Consider the following 14,727-nt stretch of genomic DNA (forward strand, 5'->3'; position numbering starts at 1 on the left):
CATATCTAGCTCTTTTGAGCTATGCTAAGAAACACACATATCCAATTGTTAATCATTAATTCAAATACTCCACCTTTCTTATAAGTTAGAAACCTTATCCAATAACATTAATACATACACTATTACAAATTTTAATAAATTTACTCTATTTGTACTTTATATAATGAAAACATTACCCTACAAAACATAATTTTTAAGAATTCATTAGAACTAATTATATTAAAATCTATGTATACATAAGTGGATTTGACTGTGACTTTAATAAAATATCTATCAATTATTTTTTACAAGACTGATGTCATATCAATCCAGCATGTCTAGCTCTTTTGAATTATGCTAAGAAACACACATATTCAATTGTTAACATTAATTCAAATACTCCACCTTTCTTATAAGTTAGAAACCTTATCCAATAACATTAATACATACACTATTACAAATTTTAATAAATTTACTCTACTTGTACTTTATATAATGAAAACACTACCCTACAAAACATAATTTTTAAGAATTCATTAGAACTAATTATATTAAAATCTATGTACATATAAGTGGATTTGACTGTGACTTTAAATAAAATATCTATCAATTATTTCTAAGAAAGATATATAAAACCAAATTTCTACACTCTTCAGTCTGCAAAAAAATACTACCGGTTTTATACACCAAAAAATTGTCATTACCATCTCAAATTTATAACTAGAACCATCAAGTTCGATAATAATTTTTATTTATTTGATATTCTTAAATTATCATATAAACTATCAAGCAAATAATCATAAGGTTACAGTAATAATGATTAAGTCTTTTACTTGTCTTTTTGTAATTTTTTTTACAATAGCTAATCATGCCCTATCCTTTGACATTAAAGTTACACATGAAAAGTTAGATAATGGCATGGAAGTATATGTTATTCCTAATCATCGTGCACCAGCAGTTATGCATATGGTACTATACAAAGTTGGTGGTACTGATGATCCAGTAGGTTATTCTGGATTAGCACATTTTTTTGAACATTTAATGTTCAGTGGTACAGAAAAATTTCCTAATCTTATCACTGTTCTCAGTGACATAGGTGGAAACTTCAACGCAAGTACATCCGAATTTTGTACTATATATTACGAACTAATACCAAAACAGTATTTATCTCTTGCTATGGATATTGAATCGGACAGGATGCACAATCTTAAGATTACTGATAAAGCATTCACAAGAGAACAAAAGGTAGTATTAGAAGAAAGAAAAATGAGAATTGAAAGTCAGGCAAGAAATATACTACAAGAAGAAATGGAGAATACATTCTATTACAACGGATACGGTAGACCAGTAGTAGGATGGGAACATGAAATCAGCAACTACAATAAAGAAGTTGCTGAAGCTTTTTATAAGCTTCACTACAGTCCTAATAATGCTATATTAGTCGTAACCGGAGATGCAGATCCACAGGAAGTAATCAACCTTGCAAAACAATACTATGGAAAGATAGAATCTAACAATAAAGAATCTACACGTATTTTCAGAACGGAACCTCCACACAAAACAAATATAACATTAACATTAGAAGACAACTCAGTAGAAATTCCAGAACTGTTTTTAATGTATCAAATACCAAATGGCATCATAAATAAAAATTATATACTTAATATGATGCTAGCAGAAATACTTGGTAATGGTAAATTTAGCACTTTTTACAACGATCTAGTGATTAACAAGCCAATAGTTACGTCAATAAGAACTGAATATAACTATTTAACTAATAGCGATAATTACTTGTTCATAGAGGCCGTACCTAAAGATGGGATCTCTACAGAAACTGTAGAAAAAGAGATTCATAAATGCATAAATAATTATATTGAAAATGGCATTCCACCAGAATATTTAGAAAGCGCAAAGCAGAAGGTAAAGGCACATCTAATTTATTCTTTCGATGGATTAAGTTTCATATCATATTTCTACGGTATGAATCTAATGTTAGGAGTACCACTATCAGAAATCAATAATATTTATGACATAATAGACAAAGTAACCATTGAAGATATCAATTTCACTATGGAAAATATCTTCTTAAAAAATATAAGATTAGCTGGACATTTATTACCTAAACTGGGGGAATAATTATGAGAAACATATTGTGTTATATAGTAACATTGGTCTTTTTTACATGTAATGTATACGCAGACGATATCAATATCAACATAAAGGAAGCTACTACTCAAAATAAGATACATTACCTATATGTTGAACACCACAACCTACCAATAATTTCCTTACAACTTGCATTCAAAAAAGCAGGATATGCATATGATGCTTTTGATAAGCAAGGGCTAGCACATTTTACATCACAAATATTACAAGAAGGATCAGAAAATAATAATGCTTTAGATTTTGCAAAACAACTCGAAGGTAAAGGCATTGACTTAAAATTTTATGTAGACATAGATAATTTTTATATATCCATAAAAACTCTATCGGAAAATTTTGAAGAAGCTTTAGCTTTATTAAGTGATTGTTTATTCAATCCAGTAACTGATTCAGAAATATTTCATAGAGTAATAGCAGAACAAAGTGCACATGTTAAATCTCTATATGCGTCTCCTAAATTCATAGCAACCACTGAAATAAACCATGCTATATTTAAAGGGCATCCATATTCGAATAAAATTTATGGAACTTTAAACACTATTAACAATATTAATCAAGAAGATGTTTTACTATATATAAAAAACAGTTTTGATAAAAATCAAATCGCTATTGGTGCAGCAGGTGATATAGATCCAACAAAACTATCAGATTTACTAGATAAATATATTCTATCAAAGCTACCATCTGGTAACAATAAAAACACTATACCAGATACTACTGTTAATAGGGAACATAGTTTATTATATGTACAGAAGAATGTACCACAAAGTGTAATAATGTTTGCTACAGATACAATACCATACAATGATAAAGATTATCACACATCAAATTTGTTTAACAATATGTTAGGCGGCGGATTGAGCCTTAATTCAATACTAATGATAGAATTACGAGACAAATTAGGATTAACTTATCATGCTAGAAGTATATTAGACAATATGGAGCATAGCAATGTGTTATTCGGCACAATTACTACTGACAATACTACAGTAACAAAATGTATATCTGTTTTAACAGATATTATAGAGAATATTAAAACTCATGGAGTTAATAAGGATACTTTTTTAAGCGCAAAATTTAGCATAACCAACTCTTTTATTTTATCAATGCTAAACAACGATAATGTTGCCAACACATTGTTAGATCTACAATTACGTAAGTTAGATACAAGTTATATCAACAAACATAACTCTCTCTACGAAGCTATCACAATAGAAGAAGTAAACAAAATTGCTAAAAAAATTCTATCTAATGATTTAGTAATAATTGAAGTGGGAAAACATAACAATATCAATGGAGAACAGATAGAGGCTAAACAAAACATACTTGGTTAATCATAGATCCAGCATAAGCATCCAATTGCTAATTACCAAAGAAGTTAGCCATCAAATTACATGAGCATAGTACAGCAAGCCTTAAGATATAGGGATATACATTAATAAAGATTTATAACTTACACAAAAGTAACACATAGATAAAAAAATCAGTATACTTTTATCAAGATTACAAATCTTACACAGCATTACCAATTAATTGAGAAAAATACTGAAACATCATAAATACCACTAACTTACACTTAATATATTTAGTAAAGTACAAATCTATTAAATAGTAATTTATGACTATTTATTTTAGTGATTAAAGAAAAATATACTTTACTTTTTTAAGAATTATAACCTATAATGTATATAGGTTTATACTCCATTTACAATGCTTTAAGCCATGAAATTACTCACACGTCATGGTTATGTCTTTGACAAAGTAATATTCAGGGGTTAAGTTACTTTTAAGTATTTATATAATGGTATTTATTATGAAAAAACATATGAAGTATACTACGGGCAAACATAATGTCTCAGCAACTCCAAGTACACCAAGGGTAGAAGCATTGAGTAATGTGGCTTGGCTGCTTGCATTATCAAGTTTTGCTGTATTAATTTTCTCTCTTGCTAGTGTCACTACAAACAATACGAAGTTTGACCCAAGAAACAAGTATTTTATAATACTAATGTGCGCTGCTGCAGCCCTTGTAGCTTCTTTTATACTAATATTAGCAAGCACTTGTGTCGGTGAACGTAAGCAAGAAGACAACAAATGTGTTAAGTTCAATTATGGAACTCACCGTAGTAATCTAAGTTGCCTCTTAATTGGATTATCTGCAATTTCTTTTATATCTTCCGCAGCATTTCTTGGAGCATTATCTCAAAAAGATTTATCAGTATTTGTTGATTTCAAGAACCCATTGTGTATTGGACTATATGTAAGCTTAGCTGCCCTTGCGCTATCACTCTTAGCATATACTGTTAAGAATCTCATTGTACCAGATACCCAAAACCACGTTATCGTAGCTGGAAATGCAGACTTAGTAAATACTGCAAGGGAAAGCAATCAGGTTCCTAACTCTGTCTTGAAAGACCTTAACATTGACCTTAATGCTCTATCATCCTTGCAAGTTATAAATTACATGAGTGGATCACAAGAATTAGGCTAAACAAAACATACTTGGTTAATCATAGATCCAGCATAAGCATCCAATTGCTAATTACCAAGAAGTTAGCCATCAAATTACATGAGCATAGTACAGCAAGCCTTAAGATATAGGGATATACATTAATAAAGATTTATAACTTACACAAAAGTAACACATAGATAAAAAAATCAGTGAACTTAATGCTATATCATCCTTGCAAGTTACAGATTGCATGAGTGAATCACAAAATGAGGCTAAACAAAACATACTTGGTTAATCATAGATCCAGCATAAGCATCCAATTGCTAATTACCAAAGAAGTTAGCCATCAAATTACATGAGCATAGTACAGCAAGCCTTAAGATATAGGGATATACATTAATAAAGATTTATAACTTACACAAAAGTAACACATAGATAAAAAAATCAGTATACTTTTATCAAGATTACAAATCTTACACAGCATTACCAATTAATTGAGAAAAATAACTAAAACATCATAAATACCACTAACTTACACTTAATATACTTAGTAAAGTACAAATCTATTAAATAGTAGTTTATGACTATTTATTTTAGTGATTAAAGAAAAATATACTTTACTTTACTTTTTTAAGAATTATAACCTATAATGTATATAGGTTTATACCCCATTTACAATGCTTTAAGCCATGAAATTACTCACACGTCATGGTTATGTCTTTGACAAAGTAATATTCAGGGGTTAAGTTACTTTTAAGTATTTATATAATGGTATTTATTATGAAAAAACATATGGACTATACTGCGAGCAAATATAATGTCTCAGCAACTCCAAGTATATCAAGGACAGAAGCATTGAATAGTGTGGTTTGGCTGCTTGCATTATCAAGTTTTGCTTTATTAATTTTCTCTCTTGCTAATGTCACTACAAACAATGCGAATTTTGACCCAAGAGACAAGTATTTTATAATAGCAATGTGCGCTGCTGCAACCCTTGTAGCTTCTTTAATACTAATATTAGTAAGCACTTGTGTCAGTGAATGTAAGCAAGAAGACGAAAAATGTGTTAAGTTCAATTATGGAACTCACCGTAGTAATCTAAGTCGCCTCTTAATTGGATTATCTGCAATTTCTTTTATATCTTCCGCAGCATTTCTTGGAGCATTATCTCAAAAAGATTTCTCAGTATTTCTTAATTTCAAGGAGCCATTGTGTATTGGACTATATGTAAGCTTAGCTGCCCTTGCGCTATCACTCTTAGCATATACTTTTAAGAATCTCATTGTACCAGATACCCAAAACCACGTTATCGTAGCTGGAAATGCAGACTTAGTAAATACTGCAAGGAAAAGCAAGTGGGTTCCTTTATCTATCTTGAGAGAACTTAACATTAACCTTAATGCTATATCATCCTTGCAAGTTACAGATTGCATGAGTGAATCACAAAATGAGGCACAAAACATACTTGGTTAATCATAGATCCAGCATAAGCATTCAATTGCTAATTACCAAAGAAAAAGTTAGCCATCAAATTACATGAGCATAGTACAGCAAGCCTTAAGATATAGGGATATACATTAATAAAGATTTATAACTTACACAAAAGTAACACATAGATAAAAAAATCAGTGAACTTAATGCTATATCATCCTTGCAAGTTACAGATTGCATGAGTGAATCACAAAATGAGGCTAAACAAAACATACTTGGTTAATCATAGATCCAGCATAAGCATCCAATTGCTAATTACCAAAGAAAAGTTAGCCATCAAATTACATGAGCATAGTACAGCAAGCCTTAAGATATAGGGATATACATTAATAAAGATTTATAACTTACACAAAAGTAACACATAGATAAAAAAATCAGTGAACTTAATGCTATATCATCCTTGCAAGTTACAGATTGCATGAGTGAATCACAAAATGAGGCTAAACAAAACATACTTGGTTAATCATAGATCCAGCATAAGCATCCAATTGCTAATTACCAAAGAAGTTAGCCATCAAATTACATGAGCATAGTACAGCAAGCCTTAAGATATAGGGATATACATTAATAAAGATTTATAACTTACACAAAAGTAACACATAGATAAAAAAATCAGTATACTTTTATCAAGATTACAAATCTTACACAGCATTACCAATTAATTGAGAAAAATACTGAAACATCATAAATACCACTAACTTACACTTAATATATTTAGTAAAGTACAAATCTATTAAATAGTAATTTATGACTATTTATTTTAGTGATTAAAGAAAAATATACTTTACTTTTTTAAAAATTATAACCTATAATGTATATAGGTTTATACCCCATTTACAATGCTTTAAGCCATGAAATTACTCACACGTCATGGTTATGTCTTTGACAAAGTAATATTCAGGGGTTAAGTTACTTTTAAGTATTTATATAATGGTATTTATTATGAAAAAACATATGGACTATACTGCGAGCAAATATAATGTCTCAGCAACTCCAAGTACACCAAGGATAGAAGCATTGAATAGTGTGGCTTGGCTGCTTGCATTATCAAGTTTTGCTGTATTAATTTTCTCTCTTGCTAGTGTCACTACAAACAATACGAAGTTTGACCCAAGAAACAAGTATTTTATAATACTAATGTGCGCTGCTGCAGCCCTTGTAGCTTCTTTTATACTAATATTAGCAAGCACTTGTGTCGGTGAACGTAAGCAAGAAGACAACAAATGTGTTAAGTTCAATTATGGAACTCACCGTAGTAATCTAAGTTGCCTCTTAATTGGATTATCTGCAATTTCTTTTATATCTTCCGCAGCATTTCTTGGAGCATTATCTCAAAAAGATTTCTCAGTATTTGTTGATTTCAAGAACCCATTTTGTATTGGACTATATGTAAGCTTAGCTGCCCTTGCGCTATCACTCTTAGCATATACTGTTAAGAATCTCATTGTACCAGATACCCAAAACCACGTTATCGTAGCTGGAAATGCAGACAATACTGCAAGGAAAAGCAATCGGTTTACTGACGCTATCTTGAGCTTAATAGTATATCATCCTTGCAAGTTACAGCTTGCATGAATGAATCCAAAATATGTTAGGTACGTAGTTTGTGCTAGGGGGAGGAAGCTGGATTTTATAAGATGTATATTTTCCATTAAGCATAACAATTTTGTATGGTATAAGCTAGTTCTGTCTAATCTTTTGTTTTCTTTATTGTGAGCTTTTGCTAGTTTCATATGGTATTTTTTTAGTTTCTAATGTGATATTAGGGTAGCAGGCTTTGCCTTGCGGAATTGTTTTGTCCTATTATTATAACTATACCTAAGAATATAAAAGAATCTGCTAAATTGAATGTAGGCCAGTGCCATTGATTAATATAGAAATCTATGAAATCATATACAGCATTGTGTCTAACTCTATCTAATATATTCCCTATTGACCCTCCAATAACGATTGCAAGAGGTAATCTATGAAATGAACGTATTATTAATAAATAAAATAAAACAAATGTAATCAAAATAGAAATGCTACAAAAAACAAGATTGCTATACATAAAATCATGCAACATACCAAAACTAATTCCAGTATTCCATACTGTAGAAAACCGTAAAAAACTAAATACTTCTATTACCCCAACATCTCCTATTAAATTCATTATATACCACTTACTAAGTTGATCTACAAAAATTAACACACATATTATTAATACATATCTACTCATAAATCCTTTATCCAGATAATGACTATTAACTGCTGCCTTAGCTTGACTATGAGCAATCAAATCATTTCTATTAACTTTGTACTTTCTATAATAAATCTGTTATATACCATTTACTCAGTTAATCTACAACCACATATATTACAAACTTTTTTTTACTTGTACAATATCCTCACTAATTTGCTGCTTTAATTGATCAATAGTATGAAATTTACGTTCAGAGCGTATAAAATTTAATAACTGAATGTCTACATATTGATCATATATATCACTATTAAAATCAAAAATATGCATCTCTAATATAGGAAAACTTAAATCATTAAATGTAGGCCTCAATCCAATATTGACTACTCCATTTAACCATGTATTACTATCATTAATCTTTATACATGCAGAATACACTCCGGCTTTAGGTATCAATATATGCTCAATACCAACATTAACCGTAGGAAATCCAATAACACGTCCTCTAGCTAACCCTTTAATTACTTTACCATTAATTTGATACGACCTACCTAGAATTCTATTTGCTAATTCTATTTTTCCTTCAGATAAATATTTTCTAACTGATGAAGAAGAACATAATATATTACTATCTATAAAAATAGGATCTATCCTTATCACCTCATAATTATAAACACTTGAATAAGAATATAATAAATTTATATCACCTAAACACTTATATCCAAAAAAACAATTATGCCCTATTACAACATATCTTACATTGCAACTATCTACTAATACATCCTTTACAAAGGTATCTGGAGAAAGCTGCGAAAAATTTTTATTAAAATCAATAATATACAGATAATCTATTCCATAGCTTTGCAACAATTTAATCTTTTGATCAAGATCTAATAACAGGAAATTTTTTCTATTACGTAAATATTCAGCAGGGTGTGGAACAAATGTAATAATGGCAGAAGCTATCTTTTCTTTCACTGAAATATTTTTTATTGTATCAATGATATATTGATGACCTAAATGTAACCCATCAAAATTTCCAAAAGCAAGAACACTATTTATATTACTTTTCTGATTAGGATAACCATATACTATCTTCATAACAAAATTTTATAAAATTCCTATCTTTACTTTTCTTTATTATTATGATATCCAGGAAAAAACACTTTCAGTTAATCGTAGGATGTAATAATGGTAAAAGTGAAAATATATACTAAAGACCTATGCCCCTATTGTACTAAAGCAAAGGTTTTATTCAACAAAAAAAACATTTCTTTTGAAGAAATTGATGTTACAAACAATAGTTCCTTGTTAAAAAAAATGATACAAGAATCCAATGGTATGAGAACTTTGCCACAAATATTTATTGATGATCAACACATAGGCGGATGTGATGACCTGTATAGGTTATATGAGTCAGGTAAATTAGAGTTATAACAACAAACTACAAATCAGGTCTGGGAGGCCCTTAGCCAGCATCTTCTATAGCAGTCAATTGATGCCTATAATAATCTTTTATACAAAATTTTTTTAATATTGAGAATTTTATTATTTATTAATGGTTAATACATAGGCAACAGCATATTCTCATATACATTGTATGAATCAAGTGAGTTAAATAATGACAATGATTTTCATACCTTGCTTTTAGCGTAATCTTCTGTACGACTCAATAACTGCTATATTAAGCTTATGTAATATTTCCTTAATATTGAGAGATTTTGCCATTTATTATAATCAACACATAGGCAACATGTATGGCTCATATACATTGTATGAATCAAGTGAATTAAATAATAATAATGATCATAACACTGCTTTTAGCGTAATCTTCTGTACAACTCAATAACTGCTATATTAAGCTTATGTAATATTTCCTTAATATTGAGAGATTTTGCCATTTATTATAATCAACACATAGGCAACATGTATGGCTCATATACATTGTATGAATCAAGTGAGTTAAATAATGACAATGATTTTCATACCTTGCTTTTAGCGTAATCTTCTGTACGACTCAATAACTGCTATATTAAGCTTATGTAATATTTCCTTAATATTGAGAGATTTTGCCATTTATTATAATCAACACATAGGCAACATGTATGGCTCATATACATTGTATGAATCAAGTGAGTTAAATAATGACAATGAATTTTCATACCTTGCTTTTAGCGTAATCTTCTGTACAACTCAATAACTGCTATACTAAGTGTTTGTGTAATATGCCTCCAACATAAAGCTGTGCATATTAGCTTTCTCATAAAACGTAACTTCCAATTTTATTTGATACAAATCTAAATTTATGATAGAACAAAACTCATATTGGCTTTTACATGAGTCTAACTAATCTCACACTTGCTTAACTACTATACAACGTAGTCTTCCAGATAAGTCACTATGATAAGTACAGAATTTTAATCCATATTTGTGTACTACTCTATGAATTTGATGTTGGTCCTCTCCTATTTCTAAAACAGCAACACCATTCTGTTTTAAACATCTTTTTATTACTACAAAAACTTGTGAATAAATTTCTAATCCTATTGAGCCACCATCTAAAGCCATAATTGGTTCATATAATCTAACTTCCGGCTGTAATTTAGCAATTTTACTTCTCCTAATATATGGCGGATTACTAACTATCAAATCAAACATATCATAACAAGTATTCCAAGAAGATAATCTCATCTTTACTCTGTTATATAATCTATGCTTTTTAAAATTCTGGTACGCAACTCTATAAGCTTTTACACTTTTCTCAATAGCTACACCAATAGCATTTCTATACCTTAATAATAAAATTGTTAATAAACATCCACTCCCTGTACCAAAATCTCCTATAACTAGCCTGTGATTTTTGCAAGGATACATTGCAAACACGGAAGAAATTATCGTTTCACTATCTGGTCTAGGATCTAAAACACTAGAATTTACAATAAAATCTGTACTCCAGAATTCTCTTTTACCTATAATATGTGATATAGGTACATTAGCAGAACGCTGCCTTATCATTTTCCAAAATACTTCCACATCACATTTACTAACAGGCATATATGGATCAAGTATAGTAACTAAGTCCTCAGTATTAACAAGATGTTTTATTATTATTTCTATATCACGCTTTGGATTGTCTATATTACAAGAAGATAAAAAATCAACAGCACTATTAAATAAAGAAATTACAGTATCCATAATAAACTAGCAAACATAAGGAGGACAATGCATATTTTTTGGAGATAATGTAAATATTTCTACTCCATTTTCAGTAACACCTAAAGAATGCTCGAATTGTGCTGATAAAGACAAATCCCTGGTTGTAACAGTCCACCCATCTTTCTTATTAAGTACAGTATCACATCTTCCAGCATTTATCATTGGCTCTATTGTAAAAAACATTCCTTCCCTAATAACTATAGGATCATCTGGATCATAATAATGCACTACATTTGGTGAAGCATGAAACACCTTACCTAACCCGTGACCACAATAATCACGAACAATAGAATAACCATATTTCTTCATCTCTCTCTCAATAGCCAAACCAATCTGATTAAGCTTTTGTCCAGGCATTACTTGTTCAATTGCTACAATTAGTGCTCTATATGCAGCCTCACATAAACGCTTCGCTTTAATAGATGGTTCACCAACCCAGTACATTCTACTCGTATCCCCATGCCACCCATCTACTATAACAGTGACATCTATATTTACAACATCACCATTTTTTAAAGGCAAATCATCAGGAATACCATGACAGACAACAAAATTTTTCGAAGTACAAATAGATTTAGGGTATCCTCTATACCCAAGCGGAGCAGGGATTGCCCCAGCATTAATAATAAAATCATGACATAAATCATTAAGTTCATTAGTAGAAACTCCTGGTTTTACATATGGAGTAACAAAATCTAAGACTTCTGCCGCAAGCTTGCCAGCATTATGCATATACTTAAAGTCTTCTTTACTATGAATAGTGATACTTCTTCCTAAATTATCCATATCTTCCAATAATATTAAATTTCATAATAAACCACATCATCACTGTATTATAAAAGTACTTTTATAATATCAGAACCCTTATTTCTTAAACAAATATACACCACTAATGCTTGAAGAAAAATAAATATACTGCGATATTAAAAATAAGCAACAAAGAGTTATTAGGAATTCCTATCTACCATTGTATACACTCAATCATGCTAAATTAACAACAGTATCTTTATTAATTGCTAATAATCCTTAGCTCAATACTATCCTAAATACAAACATGTACCTCATTAACAGTATACTCATAGTCAAACTTATATTTCTAAAAACATTCTGCTAGGATCTTCAATATATTGTTTTACTCTAACTAAAAACGTTACAGCACCTTGCCCATCAACAATCCTATGATCATAAGATAAAGCAATATACATCATAGGTCTAACCTCTATAGTGTTATCATCAATCGCAACAGGGCGTTTTTGTATCGAGTGCATGCCTAAAATCCCAGATTGAGGAGGATTGATTATAGGAGTAGACAACAAAGATCCATACACACCACCATTAGTAATAGTAAACGTTGCACCTGTCATATCAGAAACCTCTAACTTTCCTTCTCTAGCTTTTTTTCCTAAAGAAGCCAATGTCAACTCAAGATCAGCAAAAGACATTTTATCAGCATCACGTATTACTGGAACAACTAATCCTTTATCTGTTCCTACTGCAATACCTATATCATAATAATGCTTATACACAATTTCACTACCTGATATCTCAGCATTTATTATTGGTAACTCTTTCAACGCCAACACCACCGCCTTTATAAAAGGAGACATAAGACCAAGCTTAATACCATATTTTTTCTCAAAATTTTCCCTATATTTAGCTCGAAGATCCATAACATTCTTCATATCAACTTCATTAAAAGTCGTCAATATAGCAGCAGTATTTTGAGACTCTTTTAATCTAGCAGCAATTACCTGCCTAATTTTACTCATTTTTACACGTTCTTCCCTCTTTTCTTCAGAAACAACAGATAATCGATTATTACATTCTCTATTTTCTTTAGAAGTAGATTTTATATAATTCAAGACATCAGATTTTGTAACGCGACCTCCAATACCAGAACCCTCTACTTGATTTCTATCAATTGAATTTTCTTCCATAATCTTCCTTGCAGATGGAGCATCTTTTTTCTGTACAAATTGCTGCATATTATCAGTTGCCTCAGTCGCACTGTGTATAGGGCTACCACCAGATGACTGAACAGCACTTAATTTTGTAGTATTTATTGTACACAAAATCTGTCCCCTTTTTATCATTTCTTCATCAGCAACAAATATTTCACTAACAACGCCATCTTCAGGAGATACAATTTCAAGCGAAGTCTTGTCAGTTTCTATGATAAATAACATATCACCTTGCTTTACATTATCACCAACATTAACTGATACCCTGATTGGAGCCTCTAATATTGATTCACCACCAAGATTTTCAGCTCTTACTTGTATTTCACTCATAAAATGTACCTTAAAAAATTCTCTATACAGACTTAATTATATATATAAAGCAGTCATGATATAATATGACTACTAATTATGGTTCAAATTATCATAACCTCAATATTTAAATTGCACTTTTTACACTTAAATAGAAAATCTGATTTACAATCATACATTACTGTTTAAGTATTACAATCATATATTCTAATTCTACATAACACTATAATTTTTATTTATTGATATTGCTGAATTATTTTCAATAAAAGATTTAATGATTAGTATACGTTAAGAGACTTTTTTCGATTCAACACATCACTATCAATACTACATAACAACAAGCAGACATTTTTACAAACCAACTTAACTATCTATTTAACATGTAGTTAAATATTCATCTACTATCCTCATAAATACACTTTTCAATTTCAATATCATCCACACAACAATAACTTAAGTCATTGTAAAGCACTTTAGCAATTTTTTTATACCAGAGCATTTCCAATTTTAATTATCAACAACCATCTCAGAATAATAATTTGAAATTTTATAACAAAAGAAGAGTTTTTTATTTTTAAGAAAACCAACTTATGCATATACTAAAATAAAGAATATTTACACTATTATCATCGATGTATATATCATGCTTTTATCACTCCTATAGCGCAAGTTAATAGTATTTATGATTTTAAATTTCCTAATTATCGGTTATGCTGTACAAGGTTTGTAATCTTGAATTAAAAGTACACTGTTTTTTACCTACGTGCTACTCTCGTGTAAGTTATAAATCTTTAATTATAAAGCACAATCTAACATCAACTAAACTATATCATTTTCAAAAACTTAACCTCTATGAGCACAAAGCTTTTTATTCTTAAAAACACAAAAAAATCTCTGTATATATTAAAACAAGCAAAGTTCAATAAGTAACTACATAATAACTGTACACAAGTACAATACAACAATCTAACACTCAT

General features: G+C 29.9%; 11 protein-coding genes. 6 read left to right on the top strand and 5 right to left on the bottom strand.

What is annotated here, in order from left to right; translation table 11 throughout:
• Positions 1 to 795 precede the first annotated feature (795 nt).
• The 5 genes from MR76_RS04090 (at position 796) to MR76_RS04110 (ending at position 7,660) form a co-directional block, all read left to right on the top strand.
• A complete protein-coding gene (locus MR76_RS04090; RefSeq protein ID WP_024072437.1) occupies positions 796 to 2,115 on the top strand; it encodes a M16 family metallopeptidase in 1,320 nt (439 codons plus the stop codon).
• Between the two features lie 2 nt (positions 2,116 to 2,117).
• A complete protein-coding gene (locus MR76_RS04095; RefSeq protein WP_024072438.1) occupies positions 2,118 to 3,476 on the top strand; it encodes a M16 family metallopeptidase in 1,359 nt (452 codons plus the stop codon).
• A gap of 479 nt (positions 3,477 to 3,955) precedes the next feature.
• Positions 3,956 to 4,633 (top strand): hypothetical protein, encoded by a 678-nt coding sequence (locus tag MR76_RS04100; RefSeq protein ID WP_024072439.1) that lies wholly within the window; start codon positions 3,956 to 3,958, stop codon positions 4,631 to 4,633.
• Between the two features lie 741 nt (positions 4,634 to 5,374).
• Positions 5,375 to 6,067, top strand: coding sequence for a hypothetical protein (locus MR76_RS04105; RefSeq protein WP_024072440.1), 693 nt, complete (start codon positions 5,375 to 5,377; stop codon positions 6,065 to 6,067).
• 960 nt (positions 6,068 to 7,027) lie between these two features.
• The gene (locus tag MR76_RS04110) at positions 7,028 to 7,660 is read left to right on the top strand and encodes a hypothetical protein (protein WP_024072441.1); all 633 of its coding nucleotides are present in this window, start codon (positions 7,028 to 7,030) and stop codon (positions 7,658 to 7,660) included.
• 187 nt (positions 7,661 to 7,847) lie between these two features.
• Here MR76_RS04110 and lspA read toward each other — a convergent pair whose 3' ends face one another.
• On the bottom strand, positions 7,848 to 8,363 hold the full coding sequence (lspA, locus tag MR76_RS04115) for a signal peptidase II (protein ID WP_235111270.1): 516 nt from the start codon (positions 8,361 to 8,363) through the stop codon (positions 7,848 to 7,850).
• A gap of 78 nt (positions 8,364 to 8,441) precedes the next feature.
• Positions 8,442 to 9,365, bottom strand: a complete 924-nt coding sequence (locus tag MR76_RS04120; protein ID WP_024072443.1) for a bifunctional riboflavin kinase/FAD synthetase — start codon at positions 9,363 to 9,365, stop codon at positions 8,442 to 8,444.
• A 90-nt stretch (positions 9,366 to 9,455) separates the two neighbouring features.
• Between MR76_RS04120 and grxC the strand changes: the two genes are divergently transcribed.
• Positions 9,456 to 9,701: a glutaredoxin 3 gene (grxC, locus tag MR76_RS04125; RefSeq protein ID WP_024072444.1), complete on the top strand. Its 246-nt coding sequence runs from the start codon at positions 9,456 to 9,458 to the stop codon at positions 9,699 to 9,701.
• A gap of 915 nt (positions 9,702 to 10,616) precedes the next feature.
• On the opposite strand, the gene prmC is transcribed toward grxC, so the two are convergent.
• The 3 genes from prmC to odhB form a co-directional block, all read right to left on the bottom strand.
• On the bottom strand, positions 10,617 to 11,459 hold the full coding sequence (prmC, locus tag MR76_RS04130) for a peptide chain release factor N(5)-glutamine methyltransferase (RefSeq protein ID WP_024072445.1): 843 nt from the start codon (positions 11,457 to 11,459) through the stop codon (positions 10,617 to 10,619).
• 6 nt (positions 11,460 to 11,465) lie between these two features.
• Positions 11,466 to 12,266 (bottom strand): type I methionyl aminopeptidase, encoded by an 801-nt coding sequence (map, locus tag MR76_RS04135; protein WP_024072446.1) that lies wholly within the window; start codon positions 12,264 to 12,266, stop codon positions 11,466 to 11,468.
• A 302-nt stretch (positions 12,267 to 12,568) separates the two neighbouring features.
• Positions 12,569 to 13,771: a 2-oxoglutarate dehydrogenase complex dihydrolipoyllysine-residue succinyltransferase gene (odhB, locus tag MR76_RS04140; protein WP_024072447.1), complete on the bottom strand. Its 1,203-nt coding sequence runs from the start codon at positions 13,769 to 13,771 to the stop codon at positions 12,569 to 12,571.
• Positions 13,772 to 14,727: the final 956 nt, after the last annotated feature.

It is taken from the genome of Ehrlichia muris AS145, from assembly GCF_000508225.1.
Classification (GTDB): Bacteria; Pseudomonadota; Alphaproteobacteria; order Rickettsiales; family Anaplasmataceae; genus Ehrlichia; species Ehrlichia muris.

Bases quoted from the DNA above. Each gene is read 5' to 3' on its own strand.
- MR76_RS04090 (WP_024072437.1), top strand. From the start codon at position 796: ATGATTAAGTCTTTTACTTGTCTTTTTGTAATTTTTTTTACAATAGCT.
- MR76_RS04095 (WP_024072438.1), top strand. From the start codon at position 2,118: ATGAGAAACATATTGTGTTATATAGTAACATTGGTCTTTTTTACATGT.
- MR76_RS04100 (WP_024072439.1), top strand. From the start codon at position 3,956: ATGAAAAAACATATGAAGTATACTACGGGCAAACATAATGTCTCAGCA.
- MR76_RS04105 (WP_024072440.1), top strand. From the start codon at position 5,375: ATGAAAAAACATATGGACTATACTGCGAGCAAATATAATGTCTCAGCA.
- MR76_RS04110 (WP_024072441.1), top strand. From the start codon at position 7,028: ATGAAAAAACATATGGACTATACTGCGAGCAAATATAATGTCTCAGCA.
- MR76_RS04120 (WP_024072443.1), bottom strand. From the start codon at position 9,365: ATGAAGATAGTATATGGTTATCCTAATCAGAAAAGTAATATAAATAGT.
- grxC (WP_024072444.1), top strand. From the start codon at position 9,456: ATGGTAAAAGTGAAAATATATACTAAAGACCTATGCCCCTATTGTACT.
- prmC (WP_024072445.1), bottom strand. From the start codon at position 11,459: ATGGATACTGTAATTTCTTTATTTAATAGTGCTGTTGATTTTTTATCT.
- map (WP_024072446.1), bottom strand. From the start codon at position 12,266: ATGGATAATTTAGGAAGAAGTATCACTATTCATAGTAAAGAAGACTTT.
- odhB (WP_024072447.1), bottom strand. From the start codon at position 13,771: ATGAGTGAAATACAAGTAAGAGCTGAAAATCTTGGTGGTGAATCAATA.